This window comes from Janthinobacterium sp. LM6 (assembly GCF_002002885.1).
Classification (GTDB): Bacteria; Pseudomonadota; Gammaproteobacteria; order Burkholderiales; family Burkholderiaceae_D; genus Janthinobacterium; species Janthinobacterium kumbetense.
Genome location: NZ_CP019510.1, coordinates 5,040,018 through 5,062,072 on the forward strand (window position 1 = coordinate 5,040,018; position 22,055 = coordinate 5,062,072).

Annotated in this window: 13 protein-coding genes; 7 read left to right on the forward strand and 6 right to left on the reverse strand. The window is 64.8% G+C overall.

Annotation, left to right across the window (positions count from 1 at the left end; translation table 11 throughout):
- Window positions 1-25: 25 nt before the first annotated feature.
- Entirely contained in the window at window positions 26-2,488 is a 2,463-nt protein-coding gene (locus BZG29_RS22105) for a tetratricopeptide repeat protein (RefSeq protein ID WP_150131025.1), read from the forward strand.
- Window positions 2,489-2,627: 139 nt separating this feature from the next.
- On the opposite strand, the gene BZG29_RS22110 is transcribed toward BZG29_RS22105, so the two are convergent.
- The 4 genes from BZG29_RS22110 to BZG29_RS22125 form a co-directional block, all read right to left on the reverse strand.
- Window positions 2,628-3,272, reverse strand: a complete 645-nt coding sequence (locus BZG29_RS22110) for a heme-binding beta-barrel domain-containing protein (RefSeq protein ID WP_070260323.1) — start codon at window positions 3,270-3,272, stop codon at window positions 2,628-2,630.
- Between the two features lie 78 nt (window positions 3,273-3,350).
- Entirely contained in the window at window positions 3,351-3,875 is a 525-nt protein-coding gene (locus BZG29_RS22115; RefSeq protein WP_077407592.1) for a hypothetical protein, read from the reverse strand.
- Between the two features lie 2 nt (window positions 3,876-3,877).
- Window positions 3,878-4,681 (reverse strand): type I methionyl aminopeptidase, encoded by an 804-nt coding sequence (gene map / locus BZG29_RS22120; protein WP_077407594.1) that lies wholly within the window; start codon window positions 4,679-4,681, stop codon window positions 3,878-3,880.
- A 14-nt stretch (window positions 4,682-4,695) separates the two neighbouring features.
- Window positions 4,696-5,292 carry a TetR/AcrR family transcriptional regulator gene (locus tag BZG29_RS22125; RefSeq protein ID WP_034783384.1) on the reverse strand — a complete coding sequence of 199 codons (597 nt, stop codon included), beginning with the start codon at window positions 5,290-5,292 and terminating at the stop codon, window positions 4,696-4,698.
- Window positions 5,293-5,415: 123 nt separating this feature from the next.
- Here BZG29_RS22125 and BZG29_RS22130 point away from each other — a divergent pair, with 123 nt between their 5' ends.
- Both BZG29_RS22130 and BZG29_RS22135 read left to right on the forward strand, forming a co-directional pair.
- Complete coding sequence (locus tag BZG29_RS22130; protein WP_077407596.1) at window positions 5,416-6,930, forward strand: AMP nucleosidase; 1,515 nt, start codon at window positions 5,416-5,418, stop codon at window positions 6,928-6,930.
- Window positions 6,931-6,986: 56 nt separating this feature from the next.
- A complete protein-coding gene (locus BZG29_RS22135; protein WP_077407598.1) occupies window positions 6,987-7,592 on the forward strand; it encodes a hypothetical protein in 606 nt (201 codons plus the stop codon).
- Between the two features lie 44 nt (window positions 7,593-7,636).
- On the opposite strand, the gene BZG29_RS22140 is transcribed toward BZG29_RS22135, so the two are convergent.
- Window positions 7,637-8,107 carry a DUF1854 domain-containing protein gene (locus BZG29_RS22140; RefSeq protein WP_077407600.1) on the reverse strand — a complete coding sequence of 157 codons (471 nt, stop codon included), beginning with the start codon at window positions 8,105-8,107 and terminating at the stop codon, window positions 7,637-7,639.
- Window positions 8,108-8,109: 2 nt separating this feature from the next.
- Complete coding sequence (locus BZG29_RS22145; protein WP_077407602.1) at window positions 8,110-10,380, reverse strand: ABC transporter ATP-binding protein; 2,271 nt, start codon at window positions 10,378-10,380, stop codon at window positions 8,110-8,112.
- A gap of 513 nt (window positions 10,381-10,893) precedes the next feature.
- Between BZG29_RS22145 and cphA (BZG29_RS22150) the strand changes: the two genes are divergently transcribed.
- The 4 genes from cphA (BZG29_RS22150) to BZG29_RS22165 all read left to right on the forward strand — a co-directional run bounded on the left by cphA (BZG29_RS22150) (window position 10,894) and on the right by BZG29_RS22165 (window position 21,935).
- Window positions 10,894-13,071, forward strand: coding sequence for a cyanophycin synthetase (gene cphA / locus BZG29_RS22150; RefSeq protein WP_077407604.1), 2,178 nt, complete (start codon window positions 10,894-10,896; stop codon window positions 13,069-13,071).
- A 57-nt stretch (window positions 13,072-13,128) separates the two neighbouring features.
- Window positions 13,129-15,699: a cyanophycin synthetase gene (gene cphA / locus BZG29_RS22155; RefSeq protein ID WP_077407606.1), complete on the forward strand. Its 2,571-nt coding sequence runs from the start codon at window positions 13,129-13,131 to the stop codon at window positions 15,697-15,699.
- A 192-nt stretch (window positions 15,700-15,891) separates the two neighbouring features.
- Window positions 15,892-19,038 carry an EAL domain-containing protein gene (locus BZG29_RS22160; protein ID WP_253192674.1) on the forward strand — a complete coding sequence of 1,049 codons (3,147 nt, stop codon included), beginning with the start codon at window positions 15,892-15,894 and terminating at the stop codon, window positions 19,036-19,038.
- A 227-nt stretch (window positions 19,039-19,265) separates the two neighbouring features.
- The gene (locus BZG29_RS22165; protein WP_077407610.1) at window positions 19,266-21,935 is read left to right on the forward strand and encodes a TonB-dependent receptor; all 2,670 of its coding nucleotides are present in this window, start codon (window positions 19,266-19,268) and stop codon (window positions 21,933-21,935) included.
- The last annotated feature ends 120 nt before the right edge of the window (window positions 21,936-22,055 follow it).

Consider the following 22,055-nt stretch of genomic DNA (forward strand, 5'->3'; position numbering starts at 1 on the left):
CTTTCCAGAGAGCAAAAGGACGCGCATGAACCCCAGCACTGACACGGCCACCGATACCCAAGGCAGCGAGGACATGCCCCAGGCATCAGCAATGGCCGTGACGGCGCCCGCGCCCATCAAGCTCGACAAGGAAGACATGCCCACCGTGCTGGGCAAGCTGCGCACGCTGGTGCAGGACAAGACGCGCTTCGAGCCGCACGACATCACGCCGCTGGGCGAGGAAGACGTGCTGCAGGATTTTTCCCTGCAAGCCAATTACGCGCTCGAGGCACGCTTCGAGCAGCGCGTCATCAATGGCTATTTCGCGCCGGCGGGCAATGACTGCCGCTGCGGCTCGCATGAAGTGGGAGCGCTCGCTCACGCGCAGGAAAAGGAGCGGCTGCGCCGCGCGGCGAGCAAGCTCGACAATGCCTTGCGCCAGGCGGGCCAGGCCTACAACGGCGTCGAGGCGGGCGTCTACCTGCCGCACGCCGTCAAGTACTGGCACCTCGATACCTGCAGCAACTGCACCGGCCGCGGCCGCATCGGCTGTCACACCTGCCACGGCGCGACGACGGAAACGTGCTGGAACTGCCACGGCGGGCGCACCGTCAGCTGCGACGCCTATGGCTGCTATGGCAGCGGCAAGGTGTCGTGCTCGTATTGCAGCGGCAGCGGCACGGTGTCCGAGCAAGTCACCGATTACGTCACGGTGCAAGTGCCCACTACCACCTACAGCAACGGCAGCTCGCACACCAGCTACCACAGCGAAACACGCACGCAATACCGCACGGAATATCGCTCTTGCTACCATTGCAGCTTCGGCAAGGTCAGCTGCAACACTTGCCACGGTTCCGGCAACATCAATTGCGGCACCTGCCGCGCCAGCGGCAAGGTTACGTGCCGCACCTGCAGCGGCGTGGGCGACTTGCGCTGCACCCCCTGCGACGGCTCCGGCAAGGTGGGCAAGGCGGCCTGGGTCGACGTGCACGTGGCGCCCGGCTACAGCGTCAGCCTGCCCAAGCAGGCGCCCGACGACGCGCGCCGCATCCGCGACAAGGAGAGCGTGCACTCACTGGCCGCCATCGCCAGCAGCCTGGCCCTGGCGAAAGTGAGCATTTACAATGAAGACCAGCCGCAGGAAGTCGACGCCCTGTATGCGGCCAAGCTGCGCATCGTGCGGCTGGACGCATCGTGCAACGCGGAAAAGCACCACCTGGTGGCGTACGGCACGGACTTGCGCTGGCTGACCCTGGACGACATCGTGGAAAAGCTGCTGCGCGGCGACCTCAAGGCGCTCAGCGACGCGCTGGCCGGCAGCTTGGATGACGGCCTGTTCTCGGCCCACGTCCAGGGTTTATTAACGCCGCTGCGCGACGTGGCCGCCTCGGAACTGAATGCGGACGTGATCGAATCGGTCCTCAGCGGCGCCGCGGATCACGCGCACGTCGATGTCGTTTCCGCCGACTACGCGCAGAACGTGCGCACCTGCGTGCTCGGTGCCCTGCGCCAGGTCTACACGCGGCTGGCCAAGCAGTTCTGGTGGAAAAGTGCGCTGGCCGCGCTGGCCGCCGCCATCGCCGCCTGGTTCTTGGCCGGCCGCGGTGCGGCCGCCGTGGCCGGGCTGCTCGTCACGGGCGCCGGCTACTGGCTGTTCAACCGCAAGGTCAAGGCGGTACTCAGCGAGGCGCTGGGCGGCGAGCAGCAGGCCGAACGCGCCATGGGCATCGCCGGCAAGGGTCGCCGCAACCAGCTGGCGCAAGTGCTGATCCTCGCCCCCGCCAGCCTGGCCGTGCTGGCCGCCAGCTATGGCTTGCCCGCGCGCGTGCGCCCGGTTTCCGCGCCACAGCAAACGGCCATGGCGTCGGCGCCCGTCGCGCCGCATGCGCCGGCCGCCGTGCCGCAGGACGCGAGCAGCGCCAAGGCCGTCAAGCTGTACGAAAATGGCGACAAGGCGCAGGCCCTGGCCATGCTGGAAAGCCTGGTCGGCAAGGGCGACGCGGGCGCGTATGGCCTGTATGGCTGGATGCTGCTGATGGGCGAAGGCCAACCCGGCCCCGTCACGGCGCCGACGGCGCAGCAGCGCGCAGCGCGCCAGGTGGCCGCCAAGCCCCTGATCGGCAAGGGCCTGGTGAAGAACGACAGCTATGCGCTGACGGCGAAGGGCGTGATGCTGGCAGAAGGCTGGCAGGAACCGCGCAACATGGCGCGCGGCCTCGACCTGCTGAAACAGGCCGCGAGCAAGGGCAATGTGCAAGCCATGCACTTATTGGGCCTGTACCACGTGCGCGGCTACCAGATCCCCGTCAACCACAAGGAAGCGCGCAAATGGTTCACCCTGGCCGCCGACAAGGGCAGCGCGGGCGACATCTATAACCTGGGCCTGATGGACTGGGAAGGCGCCGGATTAAAACGCCCGGACCGCGCCAGCGCCATGCAGCGCTGGAAGATCGCCGCCGCCATGGGAGAAGAGCGCGCGATCAAGGCCGTGGCCCAGGGACAGCCTTAAGGAGCACCTGAGAAAAAGCCCATGGCGTTGTTGCGTTGCCTGGCCGTACGTTCGTACTGCCTGCGGCAACGCGCCTAGCCCTGAGCATTTTTCAGGCGCTCCAGCAGAGCTGGCGGAAAAAGTCGCCGCTTTTTGATTTTTACACCGCCGCCAGCGCCTGCAAGGCCATCGGGTTCGGCGTCGGTTCGCCGACTTTGGTCAGCAGGTTGCGGTCCGTGTGGTGGAACGGTTCATCCTTGCCGCGGATCAACATGACCGTGTCCTCGTCGTAGCCCCAGGTGCCATCGGCGTGGATATCGACCTTGATGCGGTATTCGACGGTGGTGAATGCGTGTTCGAGGAAGGGGTTCGAGCAGATGCCGTAGGCCGTCGAATCGCGCTTGGCCACCAGTTCGAAACTGGTGGCGTCCGCCGTCGTCGTGCCGGACGCCATCGCGATCTGGCCGCGCGGGATGGCCAGGGTCTGGATCACGGCGCCCGTGGCCGGCTCCCACAGCCAGTAGCCCACCTGCTCATGATACGTCTTGACCTGGTCCGGCTTGGTGATGTGGATGTAGTAGCGCAAGCCGTAGAACAGTTGCGGGCCGTTGGTGACGGGGTCGATCGGCTGCAGTTCGATGCGCTCGACGAAAGCCTGCTTGCGCGGGCCGTCGGCCTTCGGCTTGACGTCCAGGCCGCGCGTGCCCGTCCAGATGCCGGCCATGCCGGTCAGGGGACCGAGGTTGTTCAGGGTGTGCACGTCGGCGGACGGCTCGGTGTAGATATCTTCGGGAAAATCGCTCATGCGGAAGTCTTCAAAATGGGGCAACAGTGCTTGCCGCCATTGTAAGACGCGCGCCCGCCGGCGGCAAAGCGCCAGCCGTCAGGGAAACTGCGTAGTGTGGCGTTCGATGAACAGCAGGGCCGCGGCAGCCAGCGCCGGGCGCCGCGTTTCAAACACGTCCGCATCGCGCGCTTGCAGCAGGTTGGCGGCCACCTCGGGCAGTTTCAATTCGCCGGCAATGAACGCCGCCACCGCGTCGACATTCGCGTACAGGGCGCTGTCGAAGCCTTCCCAGTCCACATAGGCCAGCCACTCGGCCAGCATCACCACGCCGGCGACGGGCGGCGCCAGGGCCGCGATGCGCTCCAGGCGCAGCACGCTGTCGCTGCGGATATCTTCGTGCTGCAGCACGGCCAGCACCACGTGCTGCAGCGCGTCTTCCGGGTCGCGCCGGTATTTGTTCAGCAGGCGCTGCGTCAGCGTGTAGCGCTCGATGTCGATGCCGCGCAGGGCGGCCGCCACGTCGCCATCGTGCAGCGCCAGGTGGCGCGCCGCGCAAGCGACATCCACGCCCGCTTTCGCGGCGACGATATCGGTGAGCTGCCGCCGGCGCGCGTCATCCATGCTTACACCAGCGGGTCGGTCGAGCCGGTCAGGGTGAAAATCTCGAAACCCGTTTCCGTCACGGCCAGCGAGTGCTCGAACTGCGCCGACAGCGAGCGGTCTTTCGTCACCGTCGTCCATTTGTCCGGCAAGACCTTGACCTGGTAGCTGCCCACGTTGAGCATCGGTTCGATCGTAAAAATCATGCCCGGTTCGAGCACGATGCCCGTGCCGGCGCGGCCATAGTGCAGCACTTGCGGCGTGTCGTGGAAGACCTGGCCCACGCCATGGCCGCAGAAGTCGCGCACGGAGGAAAAGCCCTGCGCCTTGGCCACCGCTTCGATGGCGGCGCCCACGTCGCCCAGGGTCGCGCCCGGGCGCACGGTGTGGATGCCGGCCATCATGGCTTCATACGCCGTGTTGACGAGGCGGTTGGCCAGGATGGAAACGGCGCCCACCTTGAAGGTGCGGCTGGTGTCGCCGAACCAGCCCTGGAACTTCGGCGTGACGTCGATGTTGAGGATGTCGCCCACTTTCAGGATCTTGGTCTCGGACGGGATGCCGTGCGTGACCACGTGATTGACGGAGATGCAGCTGGCGTGCTTGTAGCCGTGGTAATCGATGGTGCCGGGGATGGCGCCGGCGGCGCGCATGAATTCCTCGCACAGGGCGTCGAGCCTGGCCGTCGAGACGCCCGGTTTCACGAAAGGCGCGATGTAGTCGAGCGTGTCGGCGGCGATGCGGCCGGCCGCGCGCATGCCGATGAAGCCTTCTTCGTCGTGCAGGGGGATTTTCTTGCCGTGTTCAAGCTGGGTGGAATAGCGCATGGTTTTCTTCTTGGTTAGTGTGTGGTGTGGGCGGCCCAGCCGCGCACGGCGTCGTGCGAGGCGCGCAGCATGGCGTCGACGCTGGCAGGTATCGGCCGCTCCTGGGTCAGGTAAGGCTTGACGACGGCTACGGGCGCGTCGATCAGGACGAATTTGAGCAGCATGTGATCCAGGTCAAGCTCGGTGGTGGCGGGCATGGCTTCGGCGCAGCGGACAAAGCAGGCATCGAGCGCCGCTTGCTCCTCTTCGACGGCGGCCAGCAATTCCTCGCTGAGGCCACTGCTGAAATCGGGGCTGTCCGCGCATTGCAGCAGGAAGCGCGCATACACGGGCTTGCGCCGGCACCAGTCCAGCAAGCCGTGCACGCCGGCCCAGGTGTCGCCGCCGAGCCAGCGGCTGGCCACCTCCTCGCGGAAGTCGCTTTTCACGCGCAGCCAGGCGCGCGCCAAAATCGCGTTGCGCGAATCGAAGCGGTGATACACGGAGCCGATGGGCGCGCCGGCCTTGACGGCGATGGCGGCCATCGACACGGCGCCCACGCCGCACTGGGCGGCGACGGCGATCGCGCTGTCGATGAAGTTGTTTTCGTTGAATTTAGCGAGTCTGACCATTCAAATAGAATACAGATTCTATTTGAATCCGTCAAGCGGCCCGGTTCGCTGAAAAACGCGTCCAACGCGACTTGCCTTGCTGCCTTACAATGGTATGCACGAACCGCTACAAGGAGAATCCGCTTGCTTACGCCCCCCTTCATCGCCTCCTCCCGCTTCGACGATCCACGCCTGGCGTTGGAACAGGTGCAAGCCATTTACCGCAGCAGCATCGAACACTTGCGCGATGCGCTGCAGCGCTTTGTCGCCGGCGAAGACATGCACGAACGGGTGCGCGCCTGCTACCCCTTCGTGCGCATCCAGACGGACACCGTGGCGCGCGCCGACTCGCCGCTGGCCTACGGTTTTGTCGCCGGCCCCGGCGTGTTCGAGACCACCCTGACGCGCCCCGACCTGTTCGGCGACTATTATCTCGACCAGTTCACGCTGCTGCTGAAAAACCATAACAGCGGCCAGAAAGTGCACCTGGAAGTGGGCGTCAGCGCCCAGCCCATCCCCGTGCATTTCTCGTTCGCCGAGCATGACCATATCGAGGGCAATATGGATGCGGGCCGCCGTCTGGCCATGCGCGACCTGTTCGACCTGCCCGACCTGTCGGCCATGGACGACGGCATCGCCAACGGCACGCACGAACCGGCGCACGGCGAAGCGCAGCCGCTGTCGCTGTTTACGGGGCCGCGCGTCGATTACTCGCTGCAGCGCCTGCGCCACTACAGCGGCACCTCGCCGCAGCATTTCCAGAACTTCGTCCTGTTTACCAATTACCAGTTCTACATCGACGAATTCATCCGCCTGGGCCACGCCCTGATGGACCGCGCGCCCGACGCCGCCGCGCCATCGGACGACGACGGCTACATCGCCTTCGTCGAACCGGGCAACGTCGTCACGCGCCGGGTCGGCCAAACGGTGGAAAGCGAAGATGCGCTGGGCGCAGCCCCGCCGCGCCTGCCGCAGATGCCCGCCTACCATCTGCTGCGCGCGGACGGCAGCGGCATCACCATGGTCAATATCGGCGTCGGTCCCGCCAATGCGAAGACCATCACCGACCATATCGCCGTGCTGCGCCCGCACGCCTGGCTGATGCTCGGCCATTGCGCGGGCTTGCGCACCACGCAAAGCCTGGGCGACTACGTGCTGGCGCATGCGTATGTGCGCGAAGACCACGTGCTCGACGAAGACTTGCCGCTGTGGGTGCCGATCCCGCCGCTGGCGGAAATCCAGCAGGCGCTGCAAACGGCCGTGGCGGAAATCACCCAGCTGACGGGCCATGATTTAAAACACATCATGCGCACTGGGACGGTGGCCAGCACGGACAACCGCAACTGGGAACTGCTGCCGCAGCGCACGCCGGAGCGCCGCTTCAGCCAGAGCCGCGCCATCGCGCTGGACATGGAGAGCGCGACGATCGCCGCCAACGGCTTCCGTTTCCGCGTCCCGTACGGCACCCTGCTGTGCGTGAGCGACAAGCCGCTGCACGGCGAAATCAAGCTGCCCGGCATGGCCAACCACTTCTACCGCGAAAGAGTCGACCAGCACCTGCGCATCGGCATCCGCGCCGTGGAACTGCTGCGCCGCCAAGGCGTGGACCGGCTGCACAGCCGCAAGCTGCGCAGTTTTGCCGAGGTGGCGTTCCAGTAAATCCCGGGCATTTACCGGCGGGCCACCGGGTCCGCCGTTCATTTCAAGAAAAATACATGAACCTATTCCACAGCATCCCTTTCGCCCTGGCATTGGGCTTGTCCGTACCGGCGCTGGCACAAACCACCACCACCCCCATCTACATGTTGCTGCAGCCGCTGGTGGAAAGCGATGCGAACGGCATAGACATCTGCGGCGTGGACGCCACCGCCGCCGTGGTCATCGACAAGAAACTTGAAACGTATGCATTCCAGTTCTATGTATCGGCCTCGACTTTCAGCGGCCACATCAATGCAGGACAGCTGAGTGATCCAGCCAAGCCGAAAACGGCGGAAAAACAGAAAGTATTCCCCCGTCCCACGGGATTCTGGATCGCCAGGAAGGATCACGGCGAGGCACTGCATGCGCGGGATATCAAGGCGTCCGGCAAGCCGGGCCATTTGGCCGGCACGGCCGATCTCATCCCCGCCAGCAAGCAGTTGATGAACCTGATCGAAGGGGAAGCAATGCAGATTTCCATCGAGTACCCGAACCAGCGCAACCAGACCGTCATCGAGTTCTCGCAAAAGCTCTCGGATGAAGATCACGATGCCATGCTGTCCTGCGTAAAGGACCAGATGGTCTCGATACGCAGGGAGTATGAGGCGCATAAACAGAAGTAAAAAAAACAGCGCCGTGAAGGCGCCGTTCTTGATTGCTGCATCGCTTACAGGAAGCGATCGAGAATCTTCCGCGTCGTCTTGTCGATATTGAACATGTCGCGGATCAAAAAGTGGATGCCGTGGTTATCGGCGATCAAGAGCGACGCGGCGCCGATGCGGCGGATGTCTTCCTCGCCTTTCAGCACGAACTGCGTCTCGCCCCGGTCCGTGTCGACGTACCAGGTGCATGGCGTGGCAAAACTGCTCACGCTTTTCACGCGCGCGATTTCGGGCATGAATTCGCGCCCTTCCAGCTCTTCCTGCAACAGGCTGCGCGCCGGCTCGGGCAAGGCGTCGACATGGTCGATCCACGCCACTTCCTTGCCATTGCCCAGCACCAGCGAAATGCCTTCGTCGGGCGACTGGATGGGAAAGGCGCGCACGGGCGCCACGCCTTCAAAGACCTGGCCGTCCGCGTCCGTCATCACCAGCTTGCCGAAGGTATCGCGGTGTAATGTAAAAGTTGTACTGGCCATGCTTATTCCTTGTCATCCAGGGCGAGTTCGTTGTTGCGCGCCTGTGCTTCGTAGAGGCGGAAATAGGCGCCCTCTTTCGCCATCAGTTCATCGTGGCTGCCCACTTCGACGACCTGGCCGCGGTCCAGCACCACCAGGCGGTCGGCCCGGTGCAGGGTCGACAGCCGGTGCGCGATGGCGATCGTCGTGCGGCCCTGCACCAGGTTGTCGAGCGCCTTCTGGATTTCCTTTTCCGTTTCCGAGTCCACCGACGATGTCGCTTCATCCATGATCAGGATGCGCGGGTCGATCAACAGCGCGCGGGCGATCGAGATGCGCTGGCGTTCGCCGCCGGACAAGCCCTGTCCGCGCTCGCCCACCATCGAATCGTAGCCTTGCGGCAGGCGCAGGATGAATTCGTGGGCATGCGCGGCGCGCGCGGCGGCGATGATGTCCTGGCGCGTCGCGTGCGGCTTGCCGTAGGCGATATTTTCCGCGATGGTGCCGAAGAACAGGAACGGCTCCTGCAGCACCAGGCCGATATTGCGGCGGTAGTCGGACACGGCGAACGAGCGGATGTCGACGCCGTCGAGCAGAATCGCCCCCTCCGACACGTCATAGAAGCGGCAGATCAGGTTGACCAGCGTGCTCTTGCCCGAACCGCTGTGGCCCACCAGGCCGATCATCTCGCCCGCCTTGATGTTCAGGGTGATGCCGCGGTTGACGGCCCGGTTGCCATAGCGGAAACCGACTTCGCGCAAGTCGATCCGGCCTTCGATCTTCTCCAGTTTCACAGGTTGCGCCGGTTCCGGCACGCTCGACACGTGGTCGAGGATGTCGAAGATGCGCTTGGCGGCGGACGCCGATTTCTGCGTCACGGAGACGATGCGGCTCATGGAATCGAGGCGGCCATAGAAACGCGTGCTGTAGGCGATGAAGGCGGTCAGCACGCCGACGGTGATTTCGCCGCGCGACAGTTGCCAGATGCCGAAGCACCAGATGACCAATAAGCCCATCTCCGTCAAAAAGGAGACGGTGGGCGAGAACAGCGACCAGACCTTGTTCAGCTTGTCGTTGACGGCCAGATTGTGCGCGTTGGCGTCGCGGAAGCGGGCCGCTTCGCGTTTTTCCTGTGCAAACGCCTTGACAACACGAATGCCGGGGATGGTATCGGCCAGCACGTTGGTCACTTCGCTCCACACGCGGTCGATCTTTTCAAAACCCGTGCGCAAGCGATCGCGCACCAGGTGGATCATCCAGGCGATGAAGGGCAATGGCGCCAGGGTCATGATGGCCAGCCACGGGTTCATCGACCACAAAATGACGCCCGTCATGATAATCATCAACACGTCGGACGCGAAATCGAGCAAATGCAGCGAGAGGAAGACGCAGATGCGGTCACTGCCGCTGCCGATGCGCGCCATCAGGTCGCCCGTGCGCTTGCCGCCGAAAAACTCCAGCGACAGCTTCATCAAATGTTCATACGTGGCCGAGCGCAAGTCGGCGCCCATGCGTTCGGACACCAGGGCCAGCACATACGTCTTGCCCCAGCCCAACAGCCAGGCCAGCAGGGCCGAACCGAGCAAGCCGCTCATGTAGTACACCACCAGCCACGGGTCGATATGCTTGCCGTTCTGATACGGAATCAGCACATTGTCCATCAGCGGCGCCGTCAGGTAGGGCGGAATCATGTGCGCGGCCGTACTCAGCAGCATCAGCATGAAGCCCAGCGCCAGTTGCCCACGGTAAGGGTGGGCGAAGCGCCACAGGCGGAACAGGGTCCAGGTCGATGGCGGCGTGTGCAGTACCTTGGCGCAGATCGGGCATTCTTCCTGCTCCGGCTCCAGCGGGGCCTTGCAGCTGGGGCACACTTCCTGCTCCGCTTCCAGCACGGGCTGGCCCGTCAGGTGGCTGTCGAGGCGCTCGACAAACTGTTCCAGCACGCGGATCGCATGCAGGTTCTGGCCCAAAGTGAAGCGCCACGAAGCCAGGCGACCGTGGTCGTCGAACAGCTCCAGGTGGCCGACACCGGCGTGGTCATGGTGCGTCAGGCGCAATCCAGGGCGGAAAGACCAGCTTTTCCAGGCGGTATCGCCCGGCGAACGGGCCAGTAAACGCTTCTCGGTGACAACAATTATGCCTTTTGTGAAACGTAATCGCGCATCGAGGTCAACCTCAACGCTACTTAAAACGTTCTCCCCTGGAGAAAGGTTGCTTTCCACTTCCGCCAGCCAGTGTTGCGGCAGCGAGGTAAGGGGAATAGTTGTTGCAGGAACACTCAGTTCAGTTGTCATCGTAAAGCATACTCCGGCTCGAGGCCAAGCCCTTCAGGGCGGGATTTGGGGGATGGGGCAGACGCCCGATCAATGTTTGTGTACTGCGCGATGGCGAGGTGGATGCACCAGTGGCAATTTCCTGTATTGTATCGAATGGATGCCTGCCGGTAAGGAATGATGGCAAAACGGCGCAAAAAAAATGCGCGGCTGTCGCAGGAAGTGCCAGGCAGGCGCGGCGCTTTTGCAACGCGGCCTCGATACGGGAGCAAGTATACAACAGCCCGCTGTTGCGCAAATGCTCCAGCTTTGAGCAGAGTCGGTATCTTTATAACAAGTATGGCAACAATTAGTAACAATTAGAATGACAACACCAGCAGAATACGAGAAGCAAACGCGACAAGAGGCCGCTAAAAGTGGCACACTGCGCATACCCGGGATAAAGAACCAAGCACGAGCCTGAAAAGACTCTGTAGAGCCAACATAAAGTATCTGGCGCCCAGACGCCTGGCTTGTTATCAAGAAACCACTTACATGATCAAGAAGAAGAACATCGAATTTGCCCGCGTCACCCACTTGCGCGGCCCCAACATCTGGACGTATCGCCCGGTGATTGAAGCCTGGGTCGACATCGGCGAACTGGAAGACTATCCATCCAATACCCTGCCCGGCCTGTACGAGCGCCTGGTGGCGTGGCTACCCGGCATGATCGAGCACCGCTGCGGCGTGGGCGAACGGGGCGGCTTTTTCGAGCGCCTGCGCGAAGGCACGTGGTCGGCCCACATCCTCGAACACGTGGTGCTGGAGCTGCAAAACCTGGCAGGCATGCGCACGGGCTTCGGCCAGACGCGCTCGACCAGCCAGCGCGGCGTCTACAAGATGGCCTTCCGCACGCGCGAAGAGCACGTGGGCCGCGCCGCCCTGGCCGCCGCGCGCGAACTGCTGATGGCCGCCATCAACGATGAGGCCTACGACCTGGAAGCGGCCCTGGCACCCCTGCGCGACATGGTCGATTCGCGCTGCCTGGGCCCGAGCACGGCCAGCATCGTCGATGCCGCCACCGAGCGCCGCATCCCTTCCTTGCGCCTGAACGACGGCAACCTGGTGCAGCTGGGCCACGGCGCCGCGCAGCGCCGCATCTGGACGGCCGAAACGGACCGCACCAGCGCGATTGCCGAAGGCATCGCCAGCGACAAGGATCTGACCAAATTCCTGCTCAAGTCGTGCGGCGTGCGCGTGCCCGGGGGCAACCTGGTGCGCAGCGCCGAGGCGGCCTGGGAAGAAGCGCAGGACATCGGCGTGCCCGTCGTCGTCAAGCCGTATGACGGCAACCATGGCCGCGGCGTGTCGCTGAACCTGATGACGGAAGCCGACGTGAAGGCGGCCTACGACCTGGCCGCGCGCAAGGGCGACAGCTCGGCCGTGCTGGTGGAAAGCTTCATCACGGGCGACGAACACCGCCTGCTCGTCGTCGGCAACAAGCTGATCGCGGCCGCCAAGGGCGAATCCTTGTGGGTCGACGGCGACGGCGTCTCGACCGTGCTGGAACTGGTGAACACGCAGATCAATATCGATCCGCGCCGCGGCGAAGGCGAAGATTTCCCATTGGGTACCGTCAAGCCGCATGAATCGGGCGAAATCGTGCTGGAACTGCAGCGCCAGGGCATGACCGCCCTGTCCGTGCCGCAGGCGGGCCAGAAAGTGCTGATCCAGCCGAACGGCAACGTGGCCATCGACGTCACGGACGACGTGCATCCCTCCGTCGTGCATGCGGCCCTGCTGGCCGCGCGCGTCGTCGGCCTGGATATCGCCGGCATCGACCTGGTCACCACCGACATCACGCGTCCGCTGGAAGAGCAGCGCGGCGCCATCATCGAAGTCAATGCCAGCCCCGGCCTGCTGGCGCACATCAAGCCTGGCGTGGGCCAGCCCCGCCCTGTCGGCGCGGCCATCGTCGACCACCTGTTCGCGTCCGAGGAAACGGGCCGCATTCCGCTGATCGGCGTGACGGGCACGCGCGGCGCCAGCCTGATCGTGCGCATGCTGTGCAAGCTGCTCAACCTGTCGGGCCTGCACACGGGCGCCGTCTGCAGCGAAGGCATGTACCTGGACCAGCGCCGCGTCGTCAGCAGCGATTGCGTAAACTGGGACGCGGGCCAGCGCCTGCTGCTCAACCGCACCGTGCAGACGGCCCTGTTCGAAAGCAATCCGCGCATGATCCTGGCCGAAGGCCTGGCCTACGACAAATGCCAGATCGGCGTCGTCACGGACATGGGCAGCCTCGATAGCGTCAAGGATTTCGACGTGCTGGACGAAGCGGGCCTGTACAAGGCCGTGCGCAGCCAGGTCGACGTGGTGGTGCCGACGGGCGTGGCCGTGCTGAACGCCGCCAACGCGCACGTGCTGGAACTGGCCGAGCTGTGCGACGGCACGGTGACCCTGTATGCGCAGGACGGCAGCTTGCCAGCCATCACGGCGCAACTGGCCGCCGGCCAGCGCGCCGTGTTCGTGCGCGGCAACCACATCGTGCTGGCCGAAGGCGGCATCGAAACGGTCTTGCTGTGCCTGGACCTGCTGAAACCGGCCACGGCCGGCAATGTCGACAGCGTGCTGGCCGTGGCGGCCGCCGCCTGGGCCATGAACCTGCCCGTCGACCTGATTTGCGCAGGTTTGCGCACCTTTGACGCGGCCCCCGGCTGCATCGGGAATTAAGACTCAAGCCCGGCTACGGCCGGGCCCACAAGAACACAACAGGATTACGGTTTAATTATGGAAGTATCTCGCGTACGGGCCTTGCGGGGCCCTAACCTCTGGAGCCACGACACCGCCGTGGAAGCCATTGTTTCCTGCACCACGCAGGAACTCGACATCGCCCAGCTGCCCGGCTTCGAAGCCCGCCTGCGCGCGCTCTTCCCGCAACTGAGCCCGCTGCAACCGCTGGGCAACTACAACGCCGCGCCGATGGCGCAGGTGCTGGAACTGGCGGCGCTGGGCCTGCAGGCGCAAGCCGGCTGCCCCGTCACCTTCAGCCGCACCACGCCGACCCTGGAAACGGGCATCTTCCAGGTCGTCGTCGAATACTCGGAAGAAGCCGTCGGCCGCCTGGCCCTGGAACTGGCGCAGCAGCTGTGCCAGGCCGCCCTGGCCGATGCGCCGTTCGACCTGGCCGGCGCCCTGCACCAGTTGCAGGAACTCGATGAAGACGTGCGCCTGGGCCCCTCGACGGGCGCCATCGTCAACGCCGCCGTGGCGCGCAACATCCCATTCCGCCGCCTGACCGAAGGCAGCCTGGTGACATTCGGCTGGGGCAGCAAGCAGCGCAAGATCCAGGCCGCCGAAATGGACGGCACCAGCGCCATCGCGGAAGCCATCGCGCAAGACAAGGAACTGACGAAAAAACTGCTCGATTCGGCCGGCGTGCCGGTGCCGCACGGCCGTGTCGCCATCGATGCGGACGACGCCTGGGCCGCCGCCTGCGAAATCGGCCTGCCTGTCGTCGTGAAACCAAAAGATGGCAACCAGGGCAAGGGCGTGACCGTCAACGTCACCACGCGCGAACAGCTGACGGCCGGCTTCCTCGCGGCGCAGGAATTCCGCGACGATATCCTCGTCGAGCGCTATCTGCCGGGCCATGATTTCCGCCTGCTCGTCATCGGCAACAAGATGGTGGCAGCGGCCCGCCGCGACCCGCCGCAAGTGGTGGGCGACGGCCAGCACACGGTGCGCGAACTGGTCGACCAGGTCAACCTGGACCCGCGCCGCGGCAGCGGCCACGCCACCTCGCTGACGAAAATCCGCTTCGACGACATCGCCCTGGCCAGCCTGGCCAAGCAGGGCTACGTGGCCGAATCCGTGCCGCCCGTGGGCCAGCGCGTGATCTTGCGCAATAACGCCAACCTGTCGACGGGCGGCTCGGCCACCGACGTCACCGTCGACGTGCACCCGGAAGTGGCGGCGCGCGCCGTCGCCGCCGCGCACATGGTGGGCCTGGACATCTGCGGCGTGGACGTCGTCTCCGAAAGCATCCTGAAACCGCTGGAAGAGCAGAACGCCGGCATCGTGGAAGTGAACGCCGCGCCGGGCCTGCGCATGCACCTGGCGCCGTCGTTCGGCAAGCCGCGCCCCGTGGGCGAAGCCATCATCGCCGCCATGTTCGCCGAAGGCGACGATGGCCGCATTCCCGTCGTTGCCGTCACGGGCACCAACGGCAAGACCACCACCGTGCGCCTGATCGCCCACCTGCTCACCACCTCGGGCCTGCGCACCGGCATGACCAATACCGATGGCGTGTACATCGAAGGCCGCCAGATCGACAGCGGCGACTGCAGCGGCCCGCGCAGCGCGCGCAACGTGCTGCTGCACCCCGACGTCGACGCGGCCGTGTTCGAAACGGCGCGCGGCGGCATGCTGCGCGAAGGCCTGGCCTTCGACCGCTGCCAGGTCGCCGTGGTGACGAATATCGGCGCGGGCGACCACCTGGGCCTGAACTACATCACCACCGTGGAAGACCTGGCGGTATTGAAACGCGTGATCGTGCAGAACGTGGCCGACAGCGGCGTGGCCGTGCTGAACGCCACCGACCCTGCCGTGGCGCGCATGGCCAAGAATTGCAGCGGCACGGTGACCTTCTTCGCCGCCGACAAGACGCATCCCGTGATGGCCACGCACCGCGCGCAAGGCAACCGCGTGGTGTACGTGGAAGACGGCAAGCTGGTCGCCGCGCAGGGCAAGGAACGCCACGAAATCGCCCTGTCGCAAGTGCCGATCACGCGCAATGGCGCCATCGGCTTCCAGGTCGACAACGTCATGGCGTCGCTGGCCGCCGCCTGGGCCGTGGGTCTGGACTGGAAAACCATCGCGCTGGGCCTGAAAACCTTCGCCAATGAAGCCGACAACGCGCCGGGTCGCTTCAACGTCTTCGATTACAAGGGCGCCACCCTGATCGCCGACTACGGCCACAATCCGGACGCCATCCTGGCGCTGGTGCAGGCCGTGGAAAGCATGCCGGCCAAGCGCCGCTCGGTGGTCATCAGCGGCGCCGGCGACCGCCGCGACGAAGACATCCGCCAGCAGACGGAAATCCTCGGCGCCGCGTTCGACGACGTGCTGCTGTACCAGGACCAGTGCCAGCGCGGCCGCGCCGACGGCGAAGTGGTGGCATTGCTGCGCCAGGGCCTGGACGGCGCCAAGCGCACCAGCCATATCGATGAAATCAACGGCGAATTCGTCGCCATCGACAAGGCCCTGGCGCGCCTCGGCGAAGGCGATTTGTGCCTGATCCTGATCGACCAGGTGGAAGAAGCGCTGGCGCACATCGCCAAGCGCGTCGCCGAAGCCTGAGCGCTGTAACAGTGCACACAAGGGCGGCCTGCGGGCCGCCCTTTTTTTATCGTCCGCCGTCTCCCGCCGCGCACCTGCTTGGTGCAAAAGTTCCCTTGCAAGCTTGTAAATTCAGGCATGAAAATTGCTCATAAGAAAACATACATGGGCTGACGAGAAGGTGGGGCACGCATGGTGGGCAGAATCTCGCGCATGATCGGGAAATTGACGGTGGGGCGCAAACTGGCGCTGATCTATTTGCTCGACCTGTCCGCCGTGATCTTCATTTCCGGCATCCTCATCAACGAAAAATACATCGCCATCGATTTCTCGCGCAAGGAGATGGCGGGCAATGACTACATCGCCGCGATCCGCGATGCGCTGCTGCCCCTGGCGCGCAGCACGGCGCAGCCGGTCGCACAGGCAGCGGCCGTGGAGCAGGCCGAAAACCGCTTCGGCGCCGGCATGCGCAGCGCCGAACTGAATGCGCAATTTGCCGCCCTGCTGCGCCAGGCCGGCGAGACTCTCGCTGCGCCGGACGACAGCATCGCGCCCTCGCCCGCCTTCGTGGCCGGACGCGCACTGCTCACGCGCGTAGGCAACCAGTCGAACCTGATCCTCGACCCGGACCTGGACAGCTACTACACGATGTCGCTGGTGATCCTGCGCTTCCCCGAACTGCTGGAAGTGATCAACAGCACGCGCGCCCTGGCCCTGCAACTGGCGACGGCCGAAGGCGCGCAGCGCCAGCGCCTGCAGACCCAGTTCCTGATACTGGAGGGACGCATGGACGCCACCATGGCCGGCATCGGCAGCGACTACACGGAGGCGTTCGCGGCCAGCACGCCGCCGCTGCGCCAGCACCTGGACGGCTCGCGCGCGGCCCTGCGGCAGGCCGTGGCGCAGTTACGCGCCAGTACCCAGGCCCTGGCCGGCGCGCAAGCCAACCCCGCAGGCACGCAGGAACTGCTGCGCCGCGATGCGGTGGCCGCCGCGGCCCTGCAGCGTGCCTGGCACGAGGCGGAAGGCCAATTGCACCGTCTGATCCAGCTGCGCGTCGACGGCTTCTTCACGCGCATGTGGCTGCACCTGGGCACGGCCGTGCTGCTGCTGGTGATGATACTGGGCCTGGTGTTTTTCGTCGCGCGCCAGATCGCCCTGCCCATCCGCCGCCTGGCGCGCGTGGCGCAGGAAGTGCGCGAAACGGGCGACCATAGCCTGCGCGCCATCTGGGACAGCGAGGACGAAACGGGCCGCCTGGTCAGCGCCTTCAATACCATGCTGCAGCAACTCGACTTCCAGCGCATGGCGCAGCAGGAGCTGGTGGCGCGCGCCAGCGCGGCCGATGCGCAGCGCCAGCTGGTCGACGCCATTCCCATCCCGCTGATGGTCACCTCGATCCCGCATCACCAGGTGCTGCACGCGAACCAGGCCGCGCACGCTTGGCAGGGCGGCCTGGAACTGGACCCGTGGGTGGGCGGCATGCATCCGCAAGCCCGTTCGCGCTTCTTCCAGCGCTTGAGCGACCTGGGTGCCGTCGATGAATTCGAAGTGTGCTGGAGCGGCGGCGGCACGCCCACCTGGGCCTTGATTTCCGCGCGCCTGATCGACTACCAGGGCCAGCGCGCCGTGCTGTCGACCTTCACGCCCATCAACAAGATGAAGCTGATGGAGTCGCGCCTGGAATTGTGGGCCAAGGTATTCGAGGCATCGGCCGAAAGCCTGATCGTGATGGACGCCGGCATGCGCATCATCACCGTCAACCAGGCCTTCCGCCGCCATTCGCTGTACGACATGGTGGAGCTGATCGGCAAGCGCCCGGCCTTCCTGCTCGCGCCCGAGAACCCTCCCGAGCAGCTCGACAGCCTGCGCCAGACCCTGGCGCGGCGCGGTTACTGGCAGGGCGAAATCCGGGTGCAGCGCAAGTCGCTGGAAAGCTATCCCGCCTGGCTGGTGATGAACGCCGTGCGCGGCCTCGATGGCGTTACCACGCATTTCATCGCCAGTTCGCTCGATATCAGCGAACGCAAGGCCAGCGAGCGGCAGATCGAGCACATGGCCCACCACGATGCGCTCACGGGACTGGCGAACCGCCACGTGTCGAAACTGCGTCTGGCGGCCGCCATCGCGCAGGCGCGCCGCAGCGGCGAAAAGGTGGGCGTGCTGTTCGTCGACCTGGACCGCTTCAAGCATGTCAACGACGCGCTGGGCCACCATGTGGGCGACGCGCTGCTGCAATCGGTCTCAAAGCGCCTGCTGCAGCTGGTGCGCGAAGGCGATACCGTCAGCCGCCTGGGCGGCGATGAATTCGTCGTCATCCTCAACGGCGTCGGCGACGCCGCATCCATCGCCGCCCTGCTCGACACGCGGCTGATCCCCGCCATGCGCGAGCCGCACCAGGTGGAAGGCAACGAGCTGTATGTCTCGTGCAGCGTGGGCGTGGCCATCTACCCGGACCACGGCGGCGACATGGATACCCTGATGCGCCACGCCGATGCGGCCATGTACCAGGCCAAGAGCGGCGGGCGCGATCACGCGCGCATGTTCACGCCGCAAATGCAGGAACAGCAGTTGCAGCAGCTGCACCTGGAAAGCGATCTGCGCCACGCCATCGAGCGGCAGGAACTGGTGCTGTACTACCAGCCGCGCATCGATGCGAAGAGCAGCCGCCTGAATGGCGTGGAAAGCCTGATCCGCTGGCAGCACCCGCAGCACGGTCTGATCGCGCCCGACAGCTTCATCCCCGCCGCCGAGGAATCGGGCCTGATCGTCTCCATCGGCGCGTGGGTCATCCGCGAGGCGTGCCGCCAGCAGCTGGCCTGGCGCGAGGCGGGCGCGGGCGACATCGCCGTGTCGATCAACCTGTCGGCCATCCAGCTGAAAAGCGGCGGCCTGGCGGCCACCTTGCGCGAGGTGCTGCGCGAGTTCCCAGTCACGCCGGGACAGATCGAATTCGAGCTGACGGAATCGATCCTGATGGACAACGTGGACGACACCATCGCCACCCTGCACGCCATCAAGGCGCTGGGTTTCGCGCTGTCGATCGACGATTTCGGCACCGGCTATTCGAGCCTGAACTACCTGTGCCGCTTCCCGCTCGACAAGCTGAAAATCGACATGAGCTTCGTGCAGGACATCCACGGCTCGCCGCAAAACCTGGCGGTGACGAAAACCATCATCGGCCTTGGCCATACCCTGGGCTTGACGGTGACCGCCGAAGGCGTGGAAAGCGCGGCCGATGCCGACGTGCTGCGCCACGCCGGCTGCGATGAATTACAAGGGTATTACTTCGCCCGCCCCATGCCGCAGGCGCACTTCATGGCCTGGCTGGCGCACAGCGCCGCGCCCTGCGCCGCCTGACAGCTGCTGTGGAGCGTCCGCAACGCGCACGCGCCAGGTTCGACTACGCGCGGCGCGCCGCCAGGGCGCATGAATGCAGCAGGGATACCGGAATTGGTATTGACATCGCAAAAGAAGTCATTTGTGGGGCAAAGTCATTCCCACCTACCATGTTTCTGAGCAAGTTCCAGCTCTGGCGGCGACTGCCGCGGCGTTCTCAACATAACTAAAATACAGGTGGAGACAAGATGAAGCAATTGATGGCAACGGGCCCCCGCACGCCCAAGCAAAACACACGGCTGACCTTGAAGGCCACGGTGGCCGCCCTGGCCGGCGCCGGCCTGCTGAGCAGTGCTTCCGTCTGGGCGCAACAGGCGCCCGCCGTGGAAGCGGTAGCAACGGCGGAAACGGCAGCACCGGAGGCACCGGCGGCGGCCGACAATGCCGGCATCGCCGTCGTCGCCGTCACCGGTGTGCGTCGCGCTGCGCAAAGCGCACAGACGATCAAGAAAAACAACGACCAGGTGGTCGACTCCATCGTCGCCGATGAAATCGGCAAATTCCCCGACAAGAACGTGGCCGAAATCCTCGGCCGCGTGACAGGCGTGCAAATCCGCCGCGAAGGCGGCGAAGCGGGTTCCGTCATCATCCGCGGCCTGCCCGGCGTGGTGACCCTGCTCAACGGCCGTGAAATGTTCACCTCCGTGGGCCGCAGCCTGTACCTGGCAGACATCCCGACGGCCATGCTGCAGCGCGTGGACGTGTACAAATCGCAGGGCGCCGACATGGTCGAAGGCGGCACGGCCGGCGTGGTCGACGTGCGTACCAACCGCCCGTTCGATTTCAAGGGTTTCACGGCGTCGGGCAACGTGCGCGCCGAGCACCGCGACAAGTCCGGCTCGACGGACCCGAACGTCAGCGGCATGGTGTCGAACCGCTGGAAGACCGCATACGGCGAATTCGGCGCCCTGCTCGGCCTGTCCTACCAGCGCAGCAAATACTATGACGAGACGATCTGGAACGCCGAACCCGTCAAGCGCCCCGACGCGGGCAACATCACGGGTCCCGATTCCGTCGGCATGATCCCCACCGTAGGCGACCGCAAGCGCTACGCGGCGAATGCCGCCTTCCAGTGGCGCCCGAACTCGCAGGTGGAAGTGTATGCGGAAGGCATGTCGACCCTGATCAAGCATGCGTTCGACAGCCAGTTCTTCGTCGGTTCGCTGCCCTGGGGCCAGAACCCGGACATCACCCTGATCCCCGGCACCAATCAGGCGGCCACGGTGGGCAAGATCGACGGCCCCTGGTCGCCGTTCACGCTCGGTTCGACCCAGGCGCGGCGCGACCGCTCGATCGGTTCGCAAGGCGCCATCGGCGCGCGCTGGGATATCACGCCGCAGCTGCGCGCCACGACGGAACTGGCGCGCACGGTGAGCAACTTCGAACGCGAATTCCCCATCCTCGACTTCCTCGCCCATCCGACCAGCGTGATCGGCAGCACGAACGTCAACGGCGGCGCGCAGATCAGCTACCCCGGCTACAACATGCTGGACCCGAAGAATTACACGCTGCTCGGCTTCTACGACAATCACAGCCACGACGAAGGCAGCTCGACCGACTGGCGCGGCGACCTTACCTACGACATGGACAGCACGGGCTTCTTCCGCGAATTCTCGGGCGGCGTGCGCCTGGCCAAGCGCAAGGCCGAATCGATCCGCGAAAAGAACGTGCAAGGCGGACTGACGTCGATCATGACTGCGGACGCCCTGCCCGGCCTGGCGTGCACCTCGCACAAGAACACGGGCAACTTCGGCCTGCAAAGCTGGCTCACGCCCTGCCGCGACTACATGCTTAACAACACGGACACCTTGCGCCAGCTGTTTACGGGCAGCAGCGAGCGCAGCCCGGACGATCCGATGACCCACTTCAAGGATGTGGAAAAAACCAATGCCGTCTACGGCAAGGCGCGCATCGGCTTTGATCTGGCGCAAGTGCCGGTCGACGGCACCGTGGGCGTGCGCGTGGTGCAGACCAGGCAGGACTTGCAAGGCAATTCCTCGCAAAACGGCATCGTCACGCCCGTGCGCGTGAAAACGTCCGATACGGACGTGCTGCCCAGCCTGACCCTGAAAGCCATGCTGCGCCAGGATCTGATCGCCCGCCTGACCGCCGGCAAGGCGGTGCAGCGCCCGAACTTCGCCGACTTCAATCCCGGCGTGACCCTGGGCCAGAGCCTGGAAATGGTGCGTCCGACGGGCAGCGGCGGCAATCCCGACCTGAAACCCGTGGAAGGCAAGAACCTCGACGTGGCGCTGGAATGGTATTTCGCGCAGACGGGTTCCGTCACGGCCACCGTGTTCCGCCACAATTTCAAGAATTACATCCTGTCCGGTTCGGCCAAGGAAACGTACGGCGGCATCGAGTACGACATCACGCGTCCGCGCAACACCTCGAAGGGCCATCTGCAAGGCGTGGAAATGGCTTACCAGCAGTTCTACGACAAGCTGCCAGGCTGGATGAGCGGCCTGGGCCTGCAGGCGAACGCCACCTACATGACGGGCGAGCTGGAAGAATTGAATGGCAGCGCGCATCCGTTCACGGGCATGTCGAAATGGTCGGCCAATATCGTCGGCCTGTACGAACAGGGACCGTGGTCGGCGCGCCTGGCCTACAGCTGGCGCGACAAGTACGTCGACGACTACAACTACCGCGGCAAGGGCATCCACCTGACCGTGGCGCCGACGAAAACCCTGGACGCATCGGTCTCGTACAAGCTCAACCCGCATACCACGGTGACCCTGGACGCGAACAACCTGCTCGACTCGACCTACGGCGACTACCACGACACGCCGGACTATGTGCGCGATGTGCGGCGCTATGACAAGGTCGTGGGACTCTCCGTCCGCTGGAGCTACTAGCCCGTCCCCCACCCTTTCTTCCTTCGAGGGTTTTCAGCGCCAGCCGGCAACGGTTGGCGTTTTTTTGCTCTATGGAAGCTATCCGACAGTGGAATTGATCTGGCGCAAAGTGGTGGCGCC

What these genes read in the sequence shown, in the direction of transcription:
- BZG29_RS22105 (WP_150131025.1), top strand. Translation starts at nt 26, where the DNA reads ATGAACCCCAGCACTGACACGGCCACCGATACCCAAGGCAGCGAGGAC.
- BZG29_RS22110 (WP_070260323.1), bottom strand. Translation starts at nt 3,272, where the DNA reads ATGAGCGATTTTCCCGAAGATATCTACACCGAGCCGTCCGCCGACGTG.
- BZG29_RS22115 (WP_077407592.1), bottom strand. Translation starts at nt 3,875, where the DNA reads ATGGATGACGCGCGCCGGCGGCAGCTCACCGATATCGTCGCCGCGAAA.
- map (WP_077407594.1), bottom strand. Translation starts at nt 4,681, where the DNA reads ATGCGCTATTCCACCCAGCTTGAACACGGCAAGAAAATCCCCCTGCAC.
- BZG29_RS22125 (WP_034783384.1), bottom strand. Translation starts at nt 5,292, where the DNA reads ATGGTCAGACTCGCTAAATTCAACGAAAACAACTTCATCGACAGCGCG.
- BZG29_RS22135 (WP_077407598.1), top strand. Translation starts at nt 6,987, where the DNA reads ATGAACCTATTCCACAGCATCCCTTTCGCCCTGGCATTGGGCTTGTCC.
- BZG29_RS22140 (WP_077407600.1), bottom strand. Translation starts at nt 8,107, where the DNA reads ATGGCCAGTACAACTTTTACATTACACCGCGATACCTTCGGCAAGCTG.
- BZG29_RS22145 (WP_077407602.1), bottom strand. Translation starts at nt 10,380, where the DNA reads ATGACAACTGAACTGAGTGTTCCTGCAACAACTATTCCCCTTACCTCG.
- cphA (WP_077407604.1), top strand. Translation starts at nt 10,894, where the DNA reads ATGATCAAGAAGAAGAACATCGAATTTGCCCGCGTCACCCACTTGCGC.
- cphA (WP_077407606.1), top strand. Translation starts at nt 13,129, where the DNA reads ATGGAAGTATCTCGCGTACGGGCCTTGCGGGGCCCTAACCTCTGGAGC.
- BZG29_RS22160 (WP_253192674.1), top strand. Translation starts at nt 15,892, where the DNA reads ATGATCGGGAAATTGACGGTGGGGCGCAAACTGGCGCTGATCTATTTG.
- BZG29_RS22165 (WP_077407610.1), top strand. Translation starts at nt 19,266, where the DNA reads ATGAAGCAATTGATGGCAACGGGCCCCCGCACGCCCAAGCAAAACACA.